Origin of the sequence: Magnetospirillum sp. (genome assembly GCA_027532905.1) — a bacterium.
GTDB lineage: Bacteria > Pseudomonadota > Alphaproteobacteria > CACIAM-22H2 > CACIAM-22H2 > Tagaea.
This window is the reverse complement of the sequence record JAPZUA010000006.1, coordinates 188,771-208,462: the sequence shown is the minus strand read 5'-3', so window position 1 is coordinate 208,462 and position 19,692 is coordinate 188,771. Positions and strand designations below refer to the sequence as shown.

Here is a 19,692-nt window from a genome sequence, read left to right as displayed (position 1 = left end):
CGCGATCAACGCGCCCAACAACGGGAGAAACGCAGATGGCCTTCGACACGACGCGACGCGCGGCCCTCCTGGGCGCAAGCGCTCTGGCAATCCCAGCGGTCTGGCGACGCGCCGACGCCCAAGTGCCGACGACCGTTACGATGTGGACGTTTCTCGATCCGTCGCGGCCGGGCGGGCGCGAGTCCGCGCTCAAGCAAATGATCGAATCGTTCGAAGCCAGAAATCCGACCGTCAAAATCCGCGTCGAGCCGCAAGTCTGGACCACGCTCGCCGAAAAATTCGTGCTTGGCCACAATACGCGCAATGCGCCCGACATTTGCTGGGTCAATGCCGAAAATCTCGGCCTCATTCTCAACACCGATGCGGCTGCCGATCTCAAACCGCTGGTGCTCGATACCTGGTCGGCCGAGCGGCGCGCCGATCTGGCCGTGCCCGCCGCGATCGACGCCGTGACGGTCGATCGGCGTGTTCTCGCAATGCCATTGATGGCGATTACCTGGACGCTCATGTACCGACGCGACCTGCTGGCCCAAGCCGGGTTGGCGCCCGACAGCCTCAAAACTTGGAACGGCGTGCTCGAAGCGGCCAAACGCATGACGCGCGACACCAACGGCGACGGAAATCCCGACATTTGGGGCCTCGGCCTCGGCCTTGCGACCGAGCGGTTCTCGGCCACGCCGGCCGTTCTTGCGACGGTCGGCGCACAGAACGGCATCTTCGGTGACAAGTGTCGTGCGCGTCTTGCAACCCAAGACGCGGAACGGGCATTGGTGTGGCAAAGCGACCTCATCACCAAACATCGCGTGACGCCACGCGAAGCGATCGCGATGACGTCGGACGACGCGATCGACCAGTTCGCCGCCGGCCGCTACGGCATGATGATCATCGCCAACAGCCGGTTCGAGCAGATCCAGCGCACGGCCGCAGGCTGGAACAAAGACGATCTGGCGCAAGTCGGTATCCCCGGCTGGACGGCCGACAAGGCCGGCCCCACCGTCATTACCGGCTGGTTCGCGGTTGCGTGGCGCAATTCGCCGCGCCTGCGCGACGCGGCCCGCTTCATCGACCATATGGCCAGCCCCGACGCGATGGCACTGTGGAACGCGCCCGGCGGCCAGGTTCCGATGCTCAAGAGCCTGGCGGCTTCGCCGCGCATGCAGGAACCGGCCAATGCCCCGCTAAAGCTCGTGTCCGAACATTTCGCCAGCAGCGGCTTCATGATGCCGGGCCAATGCAATTGGTCGCGCACCTTTGCCGACTTCAATCTGGCGACGCAGCAAGTCGTGCTCGGCCAACGCTCGCCCAGCGACGCGCTGCGCCAGGCCGAACGCGCCACCCAAGAACGCCAATAGAAGGAATCGCCGGGCGGCGGGCAACCGCCGCCCGGCTTCCGGAAGACACAAACCGCATGCGCCGCGCCGAACTCTGGGTTCCCTACCGTCTTGTTGCACCTGCGGTTGCGATGGAGCTGGCCTTTGTCGTTGCCCCTTTGGCGATCGGCTTTTGGTACAGCTTGCACAATGTCCGGTTCTTCCAGATCCGCGGTTTCGTCGGCTGGGACAATTATGTGCGGGTGCTGACGTCGCCCGAGATCCTCAACAGTTTCGCCGTGACCGCGATCTTCGCGTTCTTCTCGCTCATCCTCACTTTCACCCTGGGCTTTGCGCTCGCACTCTGGCTCGAACGCGACGGCCGCCTCGCGACCTTCATGCGCGCGGTCGTGCTCGTTCCCTACATGATCGCGATGCTGGTCGGCTCGATGCTGCTCAAATGGCTGTTTTCGCAGGAAGCGGGACTTGCCCAGCTGGCGCTGGGTCCGCTCGGTCTTGGCGACACGTCCATCCTCGCAAACCCCAACTCAGCAATGGCCGCCCTAGTCTTCAACGCCATGTGGCGCGATGCCGCCTTTGCCATGATCATGCTGCTGGCCGGCCTCAAGAGCATCCCGCCCGGGCTGCACTTAGCCGCCCGCGTGGACGGAGCCGATGCCTGGATGCGGTTTCGGCGCATCACGCTGCCGCTGTTGCGCATTCCAATTCTGATCACGCTCGTCCGACTTCTGATCCATTTCGTTAATATCCTGACCTTTCCGCTAATCTTGACCGGCGGCGGGCCCGGCAATGCCACCGAAGTCGTGGTCCTCAAGATGTTCCGGCTCGGCTTCATGGACCATGTGCTAGGCCCCGCCAATGCTCTGGCGGTGGTGGTGTTCTTCGCTAATCTCGCCCTGGTGGCATTGCTGCTGCGACTGTTCAAACGCGCCGGGAGGCTGTAGGCGATGGCCGCACCCTATGCCGAAATGCTCCGTCGCCGGCTCGCGCGCACGCTCGTCAACGCCGTCATTGCGGCCGTCGCATTGCTGCCAATCCTGTGGGGGTTCTTTTCGTCGCTGAAACCGTCCGATCGGATCGTCGAATTTCCGCCGCGCCTGCTTCCCGAAACGCCGACGCTCGAACATTACCGGCGGATATTCGCCGACCAAGCAGCCGACTATATCGCCAACAGTCTGGCCGTGTCGGCGGCCAGCGTGCTGCTGACGCTGGCGCTTGGCGCGTTCGCCGGCTACGCGATCGCGCGTTTCAAGTTCCGCGGCCGCGACGGGCTGATGGCAGCGACCGTCGCAATCATGTCGATCCCGATCGCCTCGCTGCTCGTGCCGACCTTCACGCTGCTCAGCACGGTCGGGCTCACCGACACGCGCATCGGCCTCGTTCTTCTCTACAGCGCCTATCAGTTGCCCGTCGTCGTCTGGATGCTCTACGGCTATTTCCTGTCGCTGCCCGTCGAAATCGAAAATGCGGCGCGCGTCGATGGCTGCTCGCCAATGCGCGCGCTGGTCAAAGTCGTGTTGCCGCTTTCGAAGCCGGGCCTGATCGCGGCCGGCTTGTTCGTGCTCGTCTTCGCGTGGAACGACTTCGTCGTCGCCGTCACCATGACGTCGAGCGAAGCGGCACGCACGTTCCCGGTCGCGATCTATTTCTATCTCGGCTTCTACGGACGCGAATGGGGGCCGTTGCTCGCGGCATCCGTCGTTTCCATCGTACCCATCGTGGCGATTTTCGTCTTCCTGCAACGGCATTTCGTCTCCGGCCTGACCGGCGGCGGGGTCAAAGGCTGAGCGCATGTCGGCAGTTCTTTTCAGCGGCGTTTCGAAATCCTACGGCGCCAACGTCGCGCTGGCGCAACTCGATCTCGAAGTCGCGTCGGGCGAGTTTCTTTCGCTGCTGGGGCCGTCGGGATCGGGCAAGTCGACCACGCTCGGCTTGCTCGCAGGCCTCATCGACGCCGATGCGGGCCGAATCGAGATCGCCGGGCGCGACGTGACGGGCCTACCGCCGGAAAAGCGGGATCTGTCTATGGTGTTCCAAAACTACGCGCTCTATCCGCATCTGACGGTGTTCGAGAACATCGCCTTCCCGCTCGAAGCGCGCAAACCGCAGCCCGATGCGGGCGCCATTCGCGCCAAAGTCGAGGCGGTAGCGCAGACCCTCGGCATCGAAGCGCTGCTGGCCCGCTATCCGCGCGAAATCTCCGGCGGCCAGCAGCAGCGCGTGGCGCTGGGTCGTGCGATGGTGCGCGATCCCAAGGTGTTTCTGCTCGACGAGCCTCTGTCGAATCTTGATGCGCGCTTGCGCATCCGCATGCGCCGCGATCTCAAAGCGCTGCACGCCAAACTCGGCTCGACCATCGTCTATGTCACGCACGACCAGTCGGAAGCCATGACGCTGTCGAGCCGCATTGCGATTTTCAACCATGGCCGATTGCAGCAAATTGCCTCGCCCGCCGAAATCTACGACCGGCCGGCGAACGCGTTCGTCGCCAACTTCGTCGGCGACCGCGAGATGAATTTTGTCGATGGCGCTTTAACGAACGTTGCCGGGGCACCCTTTTTTGCGTTTCCCGGCGGCACGATACCGCTCGCCGCATCGGCCGCACTGGTCGACGGTCCGCGCGAGATCCGTCTTGGCGTGCGCGCCGAGGCTGTCGCCGCACTGCCTGCGTCGTCGCCGGGAACCGTCGGCGGCATCGTGCTGGTCAGCGAACTGGCAGGACCCGATCTTTTTCTGACCGTGCGCACGCAAGACGGCCAGGAGATCCTCGCGCGCGCCGACCCGCGCGCCGCCCGCTTCGGCGAAGGCGACAATGTGGGTCTGCAACTCGACCCGACGCGCATCCATCTGTTCGACCGCGAGTCGGGCGCAAGCCGGCATCACGGCGAAATGTGACTTTTTGAAACCCAATGGCAGAGAGACGGATATGGCCCAGAAAATCGAGCATGCGCAGTACGACGTTGTTGTCGTGGGCGGCGGCTGTGCGGGAATTGCGGCGGCAATCAGTGCGGCCAAGAACGGCGCCAAGACGCTGCTGGTCGAAGCCGGTTCGATGATCGGCGGCGAACTGATCACCGGTCTGCCGGTCGACGGCGCGCTCAATGCGCGCGGCGAATGGGTCGTGGGCGGCGTGCTCAAAGAAATTCTCGACGAGCATGCGCGCCTGGGCGGCTATATCGGCCCGGTCAAGGATTGGCGGCTGATCTGGTATGTTTGCATCGACCCCGAAATCATGAAGGTCGCCGTCAGCAATGTCGTGCGGCGCCACGGCGTGCATGTTTGGATGTATTCGTTTGCCGAAGATGTCGTAACGCGCGGCGGCGAAGTGACCGGCGTGGTCATCCTCAACAAGCGCCAACGCACGCTGGTCACGTCAAAGGTCTATATCGACTGTTCGGGCGACGGCGATCTTGCCGTGCAAGCCGGTGCGGACACCATGGTCTCGAACGATAAAGGCGAGTACCAGCCTTTGACGATGCTGTTCCGAATCTCGGGCGTCGATTCCAAACGTCTGCTCCAATTCTGCGTCGATGCGCCCGAAAATCTGGCTGTGGGCGAAAGCGAATGGATGGGGTCCGAGCTAACGGCGCGCCAATGCGCCGAAAAACTCTACGAACAGGGCCAGCCGGCCGTGTTCATCAAGGGCAACGGCCCCATGATCCAAGAGGGGATCCGCAGCGGCGATCTCAAATACGAAACCGCTCTCATCGGCATCATCCCCGTGTCGGCCGAGCGCGGCGAAGTGTCGGTCAACACGACCCGCATCGCCAATATTGACGCGACAGACACGGTCAAACTGTCCGATGCGTTCGGCACGCTCGTCGATCAGGTCTGGAGCTGCGTGGGATTCATGCGCCGCCGCGTCCCGGGCTTCGAGAATGCGCATTTCAGCGGCCTGTCGCATCGCGTTGGCATCCGCGAGACGCGCCGGATCGTGTGCGACTACGTGCTGACCGGCGACGACGTGCTGAACGCGCGCAAACGCGAGGACGGGATTGGTAAAGGCTCGCACCATATCGACATCCACCAAGACGGCATCAAGCAGGTGCGCATCCCGGTGCGCCATGGCGGCTCGTACGACATGCCCTACGACATGATCGTGGCGCGCGGCATCAAAAACGTTTACGTCGCCGGCCGCTGCATGTCGGCCGATCGGGAAGCGCACGGCTCGGCGCGCGTCATGGGGCCGTGCATGGCGCAAGGCGAAGCGGCCGGTCTCGGTGCTGCGATCAGCCTGCGTTCGAACGATCCGGGCGACATTCGCAGCGTGCCCATACGCAAACTTCGCGACGGGCTCGCGATGCAAGGAGCGGTGCTCGAAGGTACGCATTGATGGGAATGTCGGTCCCAGGTACGCGGGCCGACTATCTGATCGTCGGCGGCGGCTCGGCAGGTTGCGTGCTCGCCTCGCGCCTGTCCGAGGATCCGTGTCGCCGCGTTTGCCTTGTCGAAGCAGGCCCCGATTTCGATGCGCAGGCGCGCGCCGACCTGACCGATACGTATGGCGGCCGCGCTTTCGTCGATCCGCAGTATTTCTGGCCGAACTTGCGCGCCCGACATGCCCAAGGCGGCGACGACGCAGCCTACAAACAAGGCATGCTGCTGGGCGGCGGCTCGTCGATCAACGGTCAGATCGCGTTGCGCGGTGCGCCAGCCGACTACGAGCATTGGCATGAGAGCGGCGCAGCCGGCTGGAACTGGACGGCGGTGCTGCCCTATTTCCGCAAACTCGAAACCGATCTCGATTTCGGCGGCGACCTGCATGGCACGACCGGTCCCATCGCCATCAAGCGCACGCACAGTGCGACGTGGGATTCGGTCACGGCCGCCTATGCGCGCGCCTGGTCGCGCCTAGGTTTTGCCCATATTCCGGATTTGAACGGCGAATTCGGCGACGGCTACGGCCCGCTGCCCTTCAGCAACGACGGCACGACGCGCCATTCGGCATCGCGCGCTTATCTGGGCGCCGACGTGCGGGCGCGCGCCAATCTCGCGATTCTGACCCAGACGCGTGTGCTGCGCGTCGTGACCGAAAACGGGCGCGCCGTCGGTGTCGAAGCGATGCGCGACGGCGAGCCCGTCCGCCTCGACGCCGAACGCGTGATCCTCGCTGCGGGCGCCTTGCGCACGCCACAAATTCTGATGCTGTCGGGCATCGGCGACGGCAACGCGCTCGGCCGTCACGGGATCGCGACGATCGCGCACCGGCCCGGTGTCGGCAAAAATCTCCAAGACCATCCGATCGTATCGATCTCGGCCTACACCGAACCGACCGGCCGCACGGTGCCGCCCTCGCGCGCGGTGACGGCGTATCTGCGCTATTCGTCGCAAGTCGCCGGATGCGAGCCGTCCGACATGGTGCTGTCCGGCGGTGCGCGCGCGATGTGGCACGCGGTGGGTGCGCGCATCTGCGCGCTGCGCGCCTATATCGCCCTTCCCTATTCGCGCGGATCCGTCGCCTTGCGGAGCGGCGACCCGCACGTGGCACCCGCCATCGACTTCAACGGCATGTCCGACCCGCGCGACGTGCGGCGCATTGTCGGTGGCTTCCGGCTTGTCGCAACCGTGCTGAGCGACCATCTGCGCCCCGAGACGGTCAGCGACGTTTTCCCCGCGCGTCTGTCGCAACGGATCGAAGGACTGAGCCGCCCTATTTTGCGCAACGAACTTCTTTCGCGGATCGGCGCCCTTGCCATGGACAGCTCGAAGCCTTTGCGCCGTTTCCTCATTCGCCGGGTCATTACCAACGGCGAGTCGCTGACAGACATCCTGCAGAACGACCGAACAATCGAGGACTATGTGCGTTCTACACTCGGAACGTCTTGGCACGCGAGCGGGACGTGCCGTATGGGTGCTCGTAACGACGACGCCAGCGTCGTCGATTCGAGCGGTGCTGTGATCGGTGCGCGCAATCTCTTTGTTGCCGACGCATCGATCATGCCGCGGATTACGCGCACCAATACGAATCTTCCGACCCTCATGCTCGCCGAACGTCTTGCCGACCTCATTCCGAAAGCTGCCGCATGACCCAAGAAACCCCGCCGCGCATAGAAGTCCGAAACGCAAACGGTACAATCGGCGCCGACATTCTTGGCGTCAATTTCGCCAACCTCGCGTCGATCGACATTCCGACTGTTCGCAGCGCTTGGCTTGAGCGCGGCGTCGTTCGCTTTCCCCAATGCACGATCGACGACGCCACGCATGTCGCGTTCGCGCGCGCCTTCGGCGAGCTTGATTTCAATCCCGGCACGCGGCTTACAGGGCGCGTCTATATCGAAGGTTTTCCCGAGTTGGTAAGGGTTTCGAACATCGTCGAGAACGGCGTGCCGATCGGCGAGCTTGGTGCGGGCGAAGCCGATTGGCATTCGGACATGTGCTTCATCGAACGCCCGCCCTCGGCCTCTTTGCTTCGCGCACTCGAAGTTCCGAGCGGCGGCGGCAATACCCATTTCATCGATATGGTCGGAATTCTTGAGGCGCTCCCGAATGACCTTCGACGCGATATTTCGGGCCTCTCGATCAAGCACGACGCAGTGTACGCCTCTTCAGGTAAGCAGCGCGCTGGCACTATCGCGCCAACGGGCGGGGACATACGCAACATACCGGGTGCCGTCCATCCGATCGTTCAGCGTCACCCGGAAACTGGGCTGGAGACGCTCTATCTGGGAAAACGGTATAATGCCTATGTCATGGGCCTCGAAATTGCCGACAGCGAAACCCTGCTCGATCGCCTCTGGCAGCACGTATCAAACGCCTCGCCGCAGCATTTGTGGACACAAACTTGGCGGATCGGCGACCTGATCATGTGGGATAACCGCCGAACAATGCATCGCCGTGACGCGTTCAATGGCACCGCAAGACGACTGCTTCATAGAGCTGTTGTGAAAGGCTGATCACCTTTGCGGACTTAAGGGATTTCTGAAAAGGTCGAATAGTTCTCACTTTCGTCGCCACTGGCGTGCCGTAGCGGGTGAAAGTGGGCACTATTGGCGACGACCAATGGATGTCCCCTAAAGTCGTGCGGCGCGCGGCACATCGATTGGCGAATGGCGTGCCGAAGTGGACCTAAGTGAGCTCCTTTGGAGCAAGACATTCAGATCTGAGAATTGTCCATAGCTGTATGAGGTTTCTCGTATATCCGATCAGATCCTTACATCGCCCGATGTGGCCCAGATCTCTCATTCGCCCTGATACAAGAAAAATCAGTTAGGTCGGTCATCGGCGTCCTTTGGATTTCGCTGCAGTCGGCGTGCGCGCTCCGGCGGGTACGTGCTCGATAAAGCCCCGGACGGTAGGGATATCGAGTGACTCCTTCAACGCGACGGCATAAACACCGTGCGGTTTGGGCTGAGTTGCAAAGGGCACGCCGGTCAAGCGCTGGTCCTCGCCGAGTTCGTTCTCGAACACGGCGCCGAGGCCCATGCCGGCCGCGATCGCCTCCTTGGTCGCTTCGCGGCTTGCCAGCACAAGCCGCACGTCGAGAGGAACCCGCTCGGCTTCAAAGCACGCTTCGACGACGGCGCGCGTCATCGAGCCAACCTCGCGCATGACCATTGGCCGACCCGCAATCTCGGACGGGCGCAACGCCGCCCGGCGCGCGAGCGGATCGTCGGCGCGCATGCAGACGAGTAGACGCGGGGACGACACAAGCGCACAAGCGAACGAAGTAAGCGGCTCCATCAGCGTCATGACGCCGATATCGATGCGGCATCGCGTGATCTGATCGAGAAGTTCGGCAGTGTTGCCCATTGTCGTGGTCAAGGTCACAGCGGGATAGGACTTCATGAACGCCGCCACGATGGGCAGGGCGCAGTGCGGCGTCGACATGCCGATCCGCAAGGACCCGCGCTGCATCAGGCGCAGATCCTTCGCCGACGTCGCAAACTCTTCGGCCCGGCCGACCGCCAGGCGCGCGCGCACGAAGAGTTCGGCACCCGCTTCGGTCAATTCGAGATTCGGCCGGCGGTTGAGCAGCAGCACGCCGCACGCGTCCTCAAGTGCTGCGAGCTGGACCGAAACCGTCGGCTGGCTGACGCCAAGGGCTTGAGCTGCGCCCGCGAAACTGCGCTTTTCGGCAACCGCCACGAAGGTGCGCAAGCCCGACAAAGTGATTTCCCGCTCGCGGCGACCAGGGCCCTTGGAATTTTCGTCGAGCATCATCAATCCGTCACTCTTGTTCTTTACAATACATAAAGTCGATCCCCTGAACATAGATATTTTCTATGGAGATGTCAATGCCCAAGCTCACCCGTCGCTCCGCTCTTCTCGGAGCAACTGCCCTGATGACAGCCTTCGACTCCGCGCTACTCGGATCGGCATTTGCGCAATCGGTGCTGCCGAAACGGGGTGGCACGCTTGTCTACGCGCAATGCTCGGGCAATCGCCGCGGCGGCGACGCGTCTAACACTAAGCATCCGTACTTCATGATAGATCTCATCACGCGCTCCGCCTACAACACGCTGACATGGGTCGACGAAGGACTGAACATCGTCAACGAATTGGCCGCCAATCTGGCGCCGACGGACGACAAGCTCAATGTTTGGGATGTGACCATTCGCGAGGGCGTGAAGTTCCACGACGGCCGCGATGTGACCGCAAAGGATTGGGCCTCGTCCTTCGAATTGCACCGCCGACGCAACTTCGCCTCTCAGCAGATCAAGTCGACCGAGGTGACGGGGGCCCATTCCTTGCGCTTCTTCCTTGACGCGGGCAATTCCGAGTTTCCCTACGTTCTGGCCGAGTATGACAACGTCGTGATGCCGGCGAACGACGATTTCGAGAAGATCGGCATGACCGGCATCGGCACCGGTCCGTTCAGAATCGTCGAGGCGGATCCGCAGCGCCGGATGGTGTTCGAAAGGTTCGACGGCTACTGGCGGAAAGACCAGCCTTTCCTCGATCGCCTCGAAGTGATCAACCGCGAAGGGCAGATGGAAAGTGCGATCAACGGCTTCCGTTCGCGCCAATTCGACGCGGTACTGAACATCGACCCGCGCCTGGTGCGCCAGCTAACCGCCGAAGCGGAAACTGAGGTCGTGCCCGCTTCCTCCGGCGACCAAGCAGTCATCATCCTGCCCAAGCACCCTGGCTCGCCGTTCCTCGACGTCCGCATTCGCCGGGCCCTCGCCTATGCCATCGACCGCGAGGCGATCCAACGCATCGTCTACGGCGGCGCGCGATTCGGTTGGCTCGGGAACGACAGTCACATGGCAGGCACCGACCCGATGTTCGTCGGGCGCCCGATCAGGCGCGATGTCGCCAAAGCGCGGGCCCTGCTGGTCGAAGCCGGCCACCCCAATGGCATCACGCTGCCGACGCTGTATTACGCACCGCAATGGCCGGAGATGGGTCGCTATTTTCAGGTCATTCAGGAAACCGTGAAGGAAGCAGGCATCACCCTGCCCATCGAAGAGCGGCCGAACGACGGCTATTTGAATTTCCGCCAAGGCGACGCGGACGTGACGAAGGGCAACTGGCATAAATTCGCCTATACCGCCGTGGGGCCGCGCAACCCGGGCATCAGCCTTTTCCGCATGCGCGGCGCCAACAACGAGTCGGGCTACTGGTCCGGCCCCGGCCACGACCGCTACTTGGCGCTGTACCGAGAGGCCATGGTCACGGCCGATACGGCCAAACGCAAAGCGATCTACGCGGAGATGCAGAAGATCTGCTACGACGAGGTCCCCGCCATCCTGCCGGCCGGCCGCAACAACGTGTTGATCCGGCGGCCGAACGTGCGCGGGCTCAACAACCACCCGCAGCACTGGTCGATCACCTGGGACGGCGTCTGGAAGGCCTGAGGCCATCCCGTACCAGGCGCATCGCACGATCGCGTCAAAGCAAGACCAAATACCAACTCGATGAGGATTGCCATGAACCGGATTGATCGGCGTAACATCCTGAAGGGCGGGGCTGGCGCCGCCCTCCTCACAGCGGTCGGCGCCGTGTTGCCCGACGCAGCCGCCGCGCAGTCGCAGCCCCAACGCGGCGGGACATTGGTCTGTGCCCAGCTTTCTGCCAACCGGCGCTCGGCGGGACCAAACAACCACCGACACCCGTACTTCATCGTCGATGCCAACACGAAACCGATATGGTCGACGCCGACTTGGGTCAATCCGCAGCTCGGCGTCGAGCTTGAGATCGCGAGCAAGCTTGAGCCGGTCGACGAGACCCTCGCGGTTTGGGACATGACCTTGCGCGAGGGCGTCATGTTCCACGACATGACGGAGATGACGGCCGCCGACGCGACGGCGTCGTTCGAATACCACCGCCAGAACGCACCCTTTGCCCGCCAGATCACCAAGGTCGAACAGACTGGAAAGCACGGCGTCCGGTTCACGCTCGAGTCCGGCAACGCCGAATTCCCCTATGTGCTCGCGGAATACAACAGCCCGATCATGAAGGCGGGGCCCTTGGAAACCATCGGCCTCGACGGAATCGGGACCGGTCCCTACCGGATCGTCCAGAGCGATCCCAATCGTCTTATGGTCCTCGAGCGATTCGACGGCTACTGGCGCAAGGGATTTCCCTATCTCGACCGGATCGAAATCCACAACCGGGAGGGGCAGCAGGAATCGGCGCTCAACGGGCTGCGCTCGGGGCAGTTCGACGCGGTTCTCAACATCGACGCGCGCGCCGCCGTGCAACTTGCGAACGATCCAGCCTTCGACATCGAGAGCTCCAAAGGCGGCTATTCCTTCGTGATTCAGCTGCCTAAACACCCGGGCTCGCCTTGGCTCGACAAGCGCGTGCGGCAGGCCTTCGCCTACGCGATCGACCGCGAGGCGATCGTCCGCATTGCCTACGGCGGCAAGTACGGCTGGGTCAGCAACGACAGCCATCTTATGGTCACCGATCCCGTTTTCGTTCCGCGTCCAGGCGGCCGCGACGTGGCAAAGGCCAAGCAGCTGCTGGCCGAAGCCGGCTATCCGAACGGCATCAATCTCGGCGCGCTCTACTGGTCGCCGCAATTGCCCGAAGCCGGCCGCTATTTTCAAGTGCTTCAGCAGACGGTTCGGGACGCCGGCTTCACGCTGACGCTCGACGAGCGCCCGAACGACGGCTACATCCAGTTCCGCACCGGCGACAACGACTTCGCCAAGGCCAACTTCCACAAATTCGCGATGACGGCGGTCGGTTCGCGCAATCCGGGCATAAGCCTTTTCAGAATGCGCGGGGCCTTTGTCGAAAGCGGCCATTGGCGGGGGCCGGAGCACGACAAGTATCTCGCGCTTTACAACGAAGCGATGGTCACGGCGGACGCCCTCAAGCGCAAGGCGATCTACGCCGAGATGCAGGCGATCTTGCATGAGGAAGTGCCGGCCATTCTGGCGGCCGGCGGCGACACGTTCCTCGTGAAGCGCAAACACATTCGCAACATGCCCTACCATCCGCAAATCTGGTCCATCCGCTTCGAGGAGATCTGGCGGGCGTGAGATCGTTCGTCGCCACGAAAACGCCCGGACGCGGATGGCGACCATGTTGATCGCCGTCTCGCGCCGGCTTGCGCTGTCGCTGGTTACGCTTTTCATGCTCGCGATATTCGTCTTCGTCGCGACGGAGATCATGCCGGGCGACGCGTTGGACGTGTCGCTGTCGGCCGACGAGATCGCGATGATCCCGCCCGAGCGTCTCGCGCAGATGAAGCGTGACCTGGGCCTCGATCGTCCCGCGCACGAGCGCTTGGGCGCATTTCTGGGCGGCGTCGTGCAACTCGACTTCGGCCGGACGCTGATGTCCAAGACGCCCGTGACGACGATCGTCGGTTATCCGTACCGCAACTCCTTGATCCTCGCCGCCGCCGTGCTGCTCGTCGCGATCCCGTTTGCGCTCGCTATCGGGATCGCCGCCGCCGCCTGGCGAGGACGGCCCGTCGACAATATTGTCTCCACTGTTGCCGTGATCGGGTACTCGATCCCGGAGTTCGTCATCGGTACGGTGCTGGTGATGCTTTTTGCCGTCACATGGCCGATTTTTCCGGCGACAATCATCGCATCGACGCGCGATCCGGCGCTGACATTGCTCGCCGCGTCGCCGCTCGCCGTGGCGACCGTGGTGATCGGCTCGGTCGCCTACCTTGCGAGGCTCGTCCGCACCGGCATGATCGAAGCGCTCGCCAGCGACTTCGTCGAACGGCTGCGGCTCACCGGCATTCCCGAGTGGCGCATCGTCTTCCGCCACGCGCTGCCGGCGGCGATCATCCCGAGCTTGACGGCAATGGCGCTCTATGCGGCAGCACTTGTCTCCGGAATCGTCGTCGTCGAACTCGTGTTCGCCTATCCCGGCCTCGGGCAGGAACTGGTCCGAGCCGTCACGCGGCGCGAGGTCCATGTGGTGCAGGCCATCGCGCTCGGTTCGGCCGCGATCGTCGTCGCCCTCAACCTTCTCGCCGATCTTGCCATTCTCGCGCTCGACCCCAGAACGAGGGGCGCATGATCCAGTTTCTGAAGCGCCTTTTCCGGCGGCCCTTGACGATGCTTGGCCTCGCACTTGTCGGCGGGCACCTTGCCGTCGCGGCTTTGGCACCTTGGATTGCGCCTTACGATCCATTGCGGCTGCTCGAAGCACCCCTCGAGCCGCCGACCGCGACATTCTGGCTCGGCACGGACGAACTCGGCCGGGATTTCTTCTCCCGCTTGCTCCTGGGCGGCCAGATCTCCATCGTCGCGGCCGCTTGCGCCGGCCTGATCGCGGCCTTTGGCGGCGGCCTTCTCGGTCTCGCTACCGCCTTCTACCGCGGCGCATTCGACGATGCCGTGTCTCGAATCGTCGAGATGAAGCTGTCGATTCCCGCCATCCTTCTCGTCTCGCTCTTTGTTACCGGCTTCGGCCAGTCGCTCGGAGTCCTGATCCTCGTGATGGGGCTGATCTACATGATGGGGGTCATTCGCACGTCGCGCGCCCTGGGCATGACGCTCATGGAGCAAGGCTACGTGAAGGCCGCAAAGCTGCGCGGCGAGACCGCAGCGGCGATCATCCTTCGTGAGATGCTGCCCAACATCGCCGATCTCCTGACCGTCGAATTCGCACTGCGGACTTCAAGCGCGCTCTTGCTCGTCTCGGCCCTGTCTTTTCTGGGTCTCGGCATCTCGCCGCCGACGCCGGACTGGGGTTTGATGATCCAGAGCGGCCTCCAATCGATCCGCTCCGAGCCGTGGCTGATTCTCGCGCCGGCGCTGTGCGTCTCGACGCTGGTGATCGGAATCAATTTCGCGACCGAAGGCGTCGCCGACCTCCTGGGATTGGAGGCTGCCCGTGGCGCCACAGGCCAGTGATCCGATCATCCGGTGCGAGGGTGTGTCGATCGGCTATGTCGATATGCTCGGTGCGGTCACGCGCGTCGTCGATGGGGTCTCTTTCATTCTCGAACCCGGCCGCTCGATCGGCATCGTCGGCGAGTCGGGGTCGGGAAAGTCGACTCTTGCCCGTGCATTCTTGGGATATTTGCGCGGCGGCGGCCAATTTCTCGGAGGCCGCCTTGTCGTCGACGGCGTGGACGTCGCCGCAGCGAATGGCAGGGCGATCCGCGCGCTGCGCGGGCTGCGGGTCGCGATGGTGCCCCAGAACCCGCTCGCTTCGCTGACCTACCACCTCCCGGTCGGCCGACAGGTCGAGGAGGTATTGCGGGCGCGTCGCGGCCTCGTTCGCGCGGAGGCCGAACGCCGCACAATTGAGCTGTTCGCCGAAATGGGGCTTCCCGATCCCGAAGCGATCGGGCGGCGCTATCCGCACCAACTTTCGGGGGGCCAACGCCAACGCGTCGTCATCGCGGCAGCGCTCGCCTGCGAACCCGCGCTGCTCGTTCTCGACGAACCGACGACGGCGCTCGACAAGACCGTCGAGGCGCAGGTCCTCGAACTCGTCCAGCGTTTGCGGGCCGGCCGCGGCGCGGCGCTTGCGTTGGTGACGCACGACCTCAACGTCGTCGCCGATATCGCCGAAGACGTGCTGGTCATGAAGGACGGCCGCATCGTCGAACAAGGCGCTGTTTCGACCGTGTTCCGCAAGCCACGGAGCGACTACACAAAAACGCTGCTCGCCGCGTCGCTCGACTTGAGCGGCGCGGCACCGCACATCGACGCGGACGCGCAAGAACTGGTCTCGGTCCGGAAATTGTCGTTCTCCTACGATCGCCGCCGCTGGTTCGCCCGCGCTGCGGCACCGACGCGTCCCACGCTCGACCGGATCGACTTGACCCTCGCGCGCGGTGAGGTGCTTGGCGTGATCGGCGAGTCCGGCTCCGGCAAAACCACGCTCGGCCTTGTGCTTGCGGGTCTGCTGGCGCCCGAGACGGGCAAGCTCACGTTGGAGATGGAATCGATCGCGATGGTCGCGGGTAAACGGCGTCCGGAACTCCGGCGCCGCATCCAGACCGTGTTCCAGGACCCCCTCTCCTCCCTCAATCCGCGCCAGACCGTCGCGACCTCGATCGCGCGGCCCTTGCGCCATTTCTTCGGCCTCGGCCGGAAAGCGGCGCGCACCAAAGCGGCGGCGCTGCTGGCCGATCTTGGCCTGGGACCCGAGTATCTCGACCGCTACCCCCGCCAATTATCCGGCGGCCAGCAGCAGCGCGTCGCCATCGCGCGCGCCTTCGCGGCCGAACCGGACGTGCTCGTCTGCGACGAGATTACCTCGGCGCTCGACGCCTCGGTGGCTGGCCAAGTCCTGCAGGAGTTGGACGCGCTGCGCCGACGCAACGGTGCAAGCGTCGTTCTCATCACGCACGACCTCGCCGTCATCTGGCGGATGGCGAGCCGCGTGATGGTGATGAAGGACGGGGTGGTGGTCGAACACGGGCCGACATCGGACATCTTCGCGGCGCCGCAGAATCCCTATACCGCGGCCCTGCTCGCGTCCGCGTCGCGGGTGAAGCGGCTGGGCGCGGACCCGGCACCGGCGCCTGGCGCGGACAGCCTCGTCGCCGCAGGCTAAGAAGGTTTCGCGTTTTCGGCGTCGAACCAGATCGGATTGCTCCACGCGCGGCGGCCTGAGGCGTCGATCACGACGACCCGGGCATAGCCGCCGCGCCGCAAGCGCTCGATCGGCAGGCGCACGCGCGTGAGACCGCATCCCAATTCGTTGGCGGCCTTGGAACCGCGGCCCAGCGCCATCACCGCCGCAGCGGGACTGCATTCGATTTCCAGCGTTTCGCCGTCGAGCGCGATCGCGTGGATCTCCGGGCCTTGCGTGGCGTAGTAGTCGCCCGCGCGAAGCGCGCTTACAATCGCGTCCGGATCGCGTTCGGACGCCTTGACCATGACCCAGCCGCCGAACGCGTCGTCGAAATTGAAATGCGCATCGTCGGTGGCGCAGGCGGACAACCGTCGGCCGCGCGCGAGCAACTCGTCGTAGAGTGCTGTTCCGTCGCCTCGGTCGTTTTTGACGGCGCTCGTGTGGTTGTAGATCTCGATGGCGTGAGCGGCAGAGATCGATTGCGCCTCGTCCGCCGTCAGCCCGTACCAGGACGGATGTACGACCGCAACGAAAGCGCCGGCGGCGGCGCAACGCGCGGCGATCTCGGGCGCCGTTTCGCCTTCGCGCGTTGGCGCGAAATCCAGCGGCAGGCCGACTGCGAGGATGTGCCAGATCTCCCCGAGACGCGTCGACGGCACGTGGACTTCGGCCCCATGAATCGTGGTGAATGACTCGGTCCTGTAACTGCTCGTGTCGGTGACTGGGAACCTGTAGGTGGGCAGAAAATGGTCCGTGAGCGCGATGAAATCGTAGCCCGCCTCCCGGTAGATCGCACAGACCTTGTCGGGTGGATGGCGCCCGTCGGATCCAGTCGAATGGGTGTGCAGGTTGCCCTTGAAGAATCGCCCGGGCCGCTCGAATGCCGAGATCGTCCGCATGTCGCACTTCTCCTCTTGTTGGCCTGCATCATGAATGTTATCTATCGAACAGTGTTTCTGCATACAATATTTATATGACAAAAAGGTGACGTGACATGCCCCGCGAAGCTGAACTCCTCGATATCTTCGGCAAGCGCGCGACCGCACGCTACGGTCTTGCCGCCGTCAACCAGCTCCAGCACGCGCTGCAATCCGCGACGCTGGCCGAGCGCCAAGGCGAGATACCGGCCATGATCGTGGCAGCGCTGCTGCACGACGTCGGCCACATGGTTCACCCGCTTGGCGAAACGCCGGCCGCCCAGGGCATCGACGATCGCCACGAAGCGTGCGGCGCAGACTGGCTCGCCGCCCAGTTCGGACCGGCAGTGAGCGAGCCGGTCCGTCTGCATGTGGCCGCCAAGCGCTTCCTGGTCGCAGCCGAGCCCGCCTACTTCGCTCGGCTTTCGTCCGACTCGATCCGCAGCCTTGAACTTCAGGGCGGTGCGATGGACACGACCGAGCAGGCGGCGTTTTGCGCACAACCTTATTTCGAAGCGGCAGTGCGGCTTCGCCGCATCGACGACGCGGCGAAGGACCCAAACGCCCGGACGCCTGAATTCACATACTTCCTGCGCGAGTACGTGGATCGCCTCGCACCCCGCAGAACTTCAGAAAACTGCGTTTAAATGTTAGTGGCGCGAATAGTGCCCACTTCGATAAGCGCTGGCGTGCCATAGCGGGCGAAGCTGGGCACTATTGGCATCGTATGCTTCAGCAAAATTTCGCACCGTTTTAGCGGAGCATCCTACAGACACAAATGAACTAAATTCTCCGTCGACCGCAGCCGCAAGCCGTCCCGATTGGTCTGACGACGGACAGCGCGCCTTACGGGAGGATTTCTTAACAATTTGGCAGAGGTCCCTAGACTGTTATAGTATAACACTCTATACCGTTTCGTCTCGCTCCTCGAACGTAGGTCCGATCAATTATGGTAAAAACTTTTTCACGCCGTGCGGCGCTCGTCGGCGGTGCAGCGCTCAGCTTGACGTCTTTGTCTTCACGCGCCCAGACACAACCAACGGCGCTGAAGATAGCGGCTCCTTTCGAAATCACGGGTTTCGATCCTGTCCGCTCCGGCTTCATCTTCGGTCGGCTCGAGATCGCCGAGACGCTGGTGACGGCCGACGACGGCGGACGCCCGGTGTCGGCACTGGCATCGTCGTGGACTGTATCCGACGACGGCCTGCTCTGGCGTTTCACGCTTCGATCAGGCGCGATTTTTCATGATGGCACCTCGGTCACGGCAGGCACTGTCGCCAATGCGCTGAACCGCACGCGCGGCGTTGCCGCAAGCGTGCTCGCCAATGCGCCGATCGCCGCAATCGGCGCGGACGGCGACCGCATCGTCACCATACGCACCGAGCGACCGTTTCAGTCGCTTCCGGCATTCCTTTCGCATTCGAGCGGGATCGTGCTGGCGCCGTCGTCTTTCGAAGGCGACTCGGCGGTACGTGCAATCGGCAGCGGACCCTACCGTGCTAGGCTCGTAGAGGCTCCATTGCGCGTCGAGGCTGAACTATTTCCAGGATGGACTGGTCCGAAGCCCACAATCGAGCGGATCAGCTATCTCGCCGTCCCTCGCGGCGAAACCCGCACTATCATGGCGGAGAGCGGGCAGGCAGACCTCGTCTATGTTCTGCCGCCCGAGAGCGTTGACCGCCTACGCCGCAGCACGCGCATCGCGGTAGAGGTGATCCCGATCGCTCGTACCCGAGCGATCAAGCTCAATGCCGCTCGGCCGGCATTTTCGGACGTTAGGACCCGCCAAGCCTTTAGCTTCGCCATCGACCGTGAGGGCATCGCCAAAGCGCTATTGCGTAGCCCGCGCTCGCAGGCCACGCAGATGTTCGCGCCCGCGCTCGCCGACTGGCATCAGCCGGGCCTACCGGCGCTGGCCCATGATCCGGCCCGCGCGCGCGCTCTACTGGCAGAAGCCGGTTGGCGGCCGGGTACCGACGGGGTGCTCGCCAAGAATGGCCAGCCGTTCAAAGTGACGCTGCGTACCTTCTCCGACCGCCCCGAACAGCCGCCCATGGCCGCCGCGATCCAGGCACAGGTCAAGGAAGTCGGAATCGATATGCAGGTTGCCATCGTCAACAGCGGTGAGATCCCAGCCGGCCACCGCGACGGCACAATGGATATGGCTCTCTTCGCCCGCAACTTCGCATTGACGCCCGATCCTCTCGGCACCTTGCTGCAGGATTTCGGTCCGAATGGCGGGGACTGGGGCGCGATGAATTGGTCGAGCCCGGAGTTGGTGTCGGTGCTGGGCCGGCTGGGATCGGAGACCGACGCAGCAGCCCGCTCCGCGTTGCGCCGGCGAACTTCCGAGATTCTGCATGCCGAGATGCCGGTTGTGCCGATCGCTTGGTTCGACCACGGTGTCGCCGTCAGCCGCAGGCTGTCGGGCGTTACTATCGACCCATTCGAGCTGAGCTACCGGGTTTCGGCGATGCGGTGGGGTGCCTGAC

Annotated in this window: 16 protein-coding genes; 14 read left to right on the top strand and 2 right to left on the bottom strand. The window is 63.6% G+C overall.

Annotated features, from left to right (window positions below):
- Nucleotides 1–35 precede the first annotated feature (35 nt).
- Genes O9320_19640 through O9320_19610 form a run of 7 tightly spaced genes read left to right on the top strand, consistent with a single transcriptional unit; the run spans nucleotide 36 to nucleotide 8,224 of the window.
- Complete coding sequence (locus O9320_19640) at nucleotides 36–1,352, top strand: extracellular solute-binding protein (GenBank protein ID MCZ8313065.1); 1,317 nt, start codon at nucleotides 36–38, stop codon at nucleotides 1,350–1,352.
- A gap of 56 nt (nucleotides 1,353–1,408) precedes the next feature.
- The gene (locus tag O9320_19635; GenBank protein MCZ8313064.1) at nucleotides 1,409–2,275 is read left to right on the top strand and encodes a sugar ABC transporter permease; all 867 of its coding nucleotides are present in this window, start codon (nucleotides 1,409–1,411) and stop codon (nucleotides 2,273–2,275) included.
- 3 nt (nucleotides 2,276–2,278) lie between these two features.
- The gene (locus O9320_19630) at nucleotides 2,279–3,118 is read left to right on the top strand and encodes a carbohydrate ABC transporter permease (GenBank protein ID MCZ8313063.1); all 840 of its coding nucleotides are present in this window, start codon (nucleotides 2,279–2,281) and stop codon (nucleotides 3,116–3,118) included.
- A 4-nt stretch (nucleotides 3,119–3,122) separates the two neighbouring features.
- On the top strand, nucleotides 3,123–4,226 hold the full coding sequence (locus O9320_19625) for an ABC transporter ATP-binding protein (protein ID MCZ8313062.1): 1,104 nt from the start codon (nucleotides 3,123–3,125) through the stop codon (nucleotides 4,224–4,226).
- A gap of 31 nt (nucleotides 4,227–4,257) precedes the next feature.
- A complete protein-coding gene (locus O9320_19620) occupies nucleotides 4,258–5,664 on the top strand; it encodes an FAD-dependent oxidoreductase (protein ID MCZ8313061.1) in 1,407 nt (468 codons plus the stop codon).
- Complete coding sequence (locus O9320_19615) at nucleotides 5,664–7,358, top strand: GMC family oxidoreductase N-terminal domain-containing protein (protein MCZ8313060.1); 1,695 nt, start codon at nucleotides 5,664–5,666, stop codon at nucleotides 7,356–7,358. The genes O9320_19620 and O9320_19615 overlap by 1 nt, the downstream gene beginning before the upstream one ends.
- Nucleotides 7,355–8,224: a TauD/TfdA family dioxygenase gene (locus O9320_19610; protein MCZ8313059.1), complete on the top strand. Its 870-nt coding sequence runs from the start codon at nucleotides 7,355–7,357 to the stop codon at nucleotides 8,222–8,224. Before O9320_19615 ends, O9320_19610 begins: the two co-directional genes overlap by 4 nt.
- A gap of 322 nt (nucleotides 8,225–8,546) precedes the next feature.
- On the opposite strand, the gene O9320_19605 is transcribed toward O9320_19610, so the two are convergent.
- Nucleotides 8,547–9,491 carry a LysR substrate-binding domain-containing protein gene (locus O9320_19605; GenBank protein ID MCZ8313058.1) on the bottom strand — a complete coding sequence of 315 codons (945 nt, stop codon included), beginning with the start codon at nucleotides 9,489–9,491 and terminating at the stop codon, nucleotides 8,547–8,549.
- Between the two features lie 74 nt (nucleotides 9,492–9,565).
- Here O9320_19605 and O9320_19600 point away from each other — a divergent pair, with 74 nt between their 5' ends.
- From O9320_19600 to O9320_19580, 5 genes are all read left to right on the top strand, one after another.
- On the top strand, nucleotides 9,566–11,131 hold the full coding sequence (locus O9320_19600; GenBank protein MCZ8313057.1) for an ABC transporter substrate-binding protein: 1,566 nt from the start codon (nucleotides 9,566–9,568) through the stop codon (nucleotides 11,129–11,131).
- Nucleotides 11,132–11,203: 72 nt separating this feature from the next.
- Nucleotides 11,204–12,766 carry an ABC transporter substrate-binding protein gene (locus O9320_19595; protein MCZ8313056.1) on the top strand — a complete coding sequence of 521 codons (1,563 nt, stop codon included), beginning with the start codon at nucleotides 11,204–11,206 and terminating at the stop codon, nucleotides 12,764–12,766.
- Between the two features lie 43 nt (nucleotides 12,767–12,809).
- A complete protein-coding gene (locus tag O9320_19590; GenBank protein ID MCZ8313055.1) occupies nucleotides 12,810–13,766 on the top strand; it encodes an ABC transporter permease in 957 nt (318 codons plus the stop codon).
- Nucleotides 13,763–14,605 (top strand): ABC transporter permease, encoded by an 843-nt coding sequence (locus O9320_19585; GenBank protein MCZ8313054.1) that lies wholly within the window; start codon nucleotides 13,763–13,765, stop codon nucleotides 14,603–14,605. The genes O9320_19590 and O9320_19585 overlap by 4 nt, the downstream gene beginning before the upstream one ends.
- The gene (locus O9320_19580; protein MCZ8313053.1) at nucleotides 14,586–16,262 is read left to right on the top strand and encodes an ABC transporter ATP-binding protein; all 1,677 of its coding nucleotides are present in this window, start codon (nucleotides 14,586–14,588) and stop codon (nucleotides 16,260–16,262) included. The genes O9320_19585 and O9320_19580 overlap by 20 nt, the downstream gene beginning before the upstream one ends.
- Here the strand turns inward: O9320_19580 and O9320_19575 are convergent.
- Nucleotides 16,259–17,182 carry a CehA/McbA family metallohydrolase gene (locus O9320_19575; GenBank protein ID MCZ8313052.1) on the bottom strand — a complete coding sequence of 308 codons (924 nt, stop codon included), beginning with the start codon at nucleotides 17,180–17,182 and terminating at the stop codon, nucleotides 16,259–16,261. The genes O9320_19580 and O9320_19575 overlap by 4 nt on opposite strands.
- Before the next feature lie 95 nt (nucleotides 17,183–17,277).
- Between O9320_19575 and O9320_19570 the strand changes: the two genes are divergently transcribed.
- Together O9320_19570 and O9320_19565 are read left to right on the top strand one after the other, a co-directional pair.
- A complete protein-coding gene (locus O9320_19570; GenBank protein ID MCZ8313051.1) occupies nucleotides 17,278–17,847 on the top strand; it encodes an HD domain-containing protein in 570 nt (189 codons plus the stop codon).
- 302 nt (nucleotides 17,848–18,149) lie between these two features.
- Entirely contained in the window at nucleotides 18,150–19,691 is a 1,542-nt protein-coding gene (locus tag O9320_19565; GenBank protein ID MCZ8313050.1) for an ABC transporter substrate-binding protein, read from the top strand.
- The last annotated feature ends 1 nt before the right edge of the window (nucleotide 19,692 follow it).

Bases quoted from the DNA above. Each gene is read 5' to 3' on its own strand.
- O9320_19630 (MCZ8313063.1), top strand. From the start codon at position 2,279: ATGGCCGCACCCTATGCCGAAATGCTCCGTCGCCGGCTCGCGCGCACG.
- O9320_19635 (MCZ8313064.1), top strand. From the start codon at position 1,409: ATGCGCCGCGCCGAACTCTGGGTTCCCTACCGTCTTGTTGCACCTGCG.
- O9320_19610 (MCZ8313059.1), top strand. From the start codon at position 7,355: ATGACCCAAGAAACCCCGCCGCGCATAGAAGTCCGAAACGCAAACGGT.
- O9320_19590 (MCZ8313055.1), top strand. From the start codon at position 12,810: ATGTTGATCGCCGTCTCGCGCCGGCTTGCGCTGTCGCTGGTTACGCTT.
- O9320_19620 (MCZ8313061.1), top strand. From the start codon at position 4,258: ATGGCCCAGAAAATCGAGCATGCGCAGTACGACGTTGTTGTCGTGGGC.
- O9320_19605 (MCZ8313058.1), bottom strand. From the start codon at position 9,491: ATGATGCTCGACGAAAATTCCAAGGGCCCTGGTCGCCGCGAGCGGGAA.
- O9320_19595 (MCZ8313056.1), top strand. From the start codon at position 11,204: ATGAACCGGATTGATCGGCGTAACATCCTGAAGGGCGGGGCTGGCGCC.
- O9320_19625 (MCZ8313062.1), top strand. From the start codon at position 3,123: ATGTCGGCAGTTCTTTTCAGCGGCGTTTCGAAATCCTACGGCGCCAAC.
- O9320_19575 (MCZ8313052.1), bottom strand. From the start codon at position 17,182: ATGCGGACGATCTCGGCATTCGAGCGGCCCGGGCGATTCTTCAAGGGC.
- O9320_19600 (MCZ8313057.1), top strand. From the start codon at position 9,566: ATGCCCAAGCTCACCCGTCGCTCCGCTCTTCTCGGAGCAACTGCCCTG.
- O9320_19615 (MCZ8313060.1), top strand. From the start codon at position 5,664: ATGGGAATGTCGGTCCCAGGTACGCGGGCCGACTATCTGATCGTCGGC.
- O9320_19585 (MCZ8313054.1), top strand. From the start codon at position 13,763: ATGATCCAGTTTCTGAAGCGCCTTTTCCGGCGGCCCTTGACGATGCTT.
- O9320_19570 (MCZ8313051.1), top strand. From the start codon at position 17,278: ATGCCCCGCGAAGCTGAACTCCTCGATATCTTCGGCAAGCGCGCGACC.
- O9320_19565 (MCZ8313050.1), top strand. From the start codon at position 18,150: ATGGTAAAAACTTTTTCACGCCGTGCGGCGCTCGTCGGCGGTGCAGCG.
- O9320_19640 (MCZ8313065.1), top strand. From the start codon at position 36: ATGGCCTTCGACACGACGCGACGCGCGGCCCTCCTGGGCGCAAGCGCT.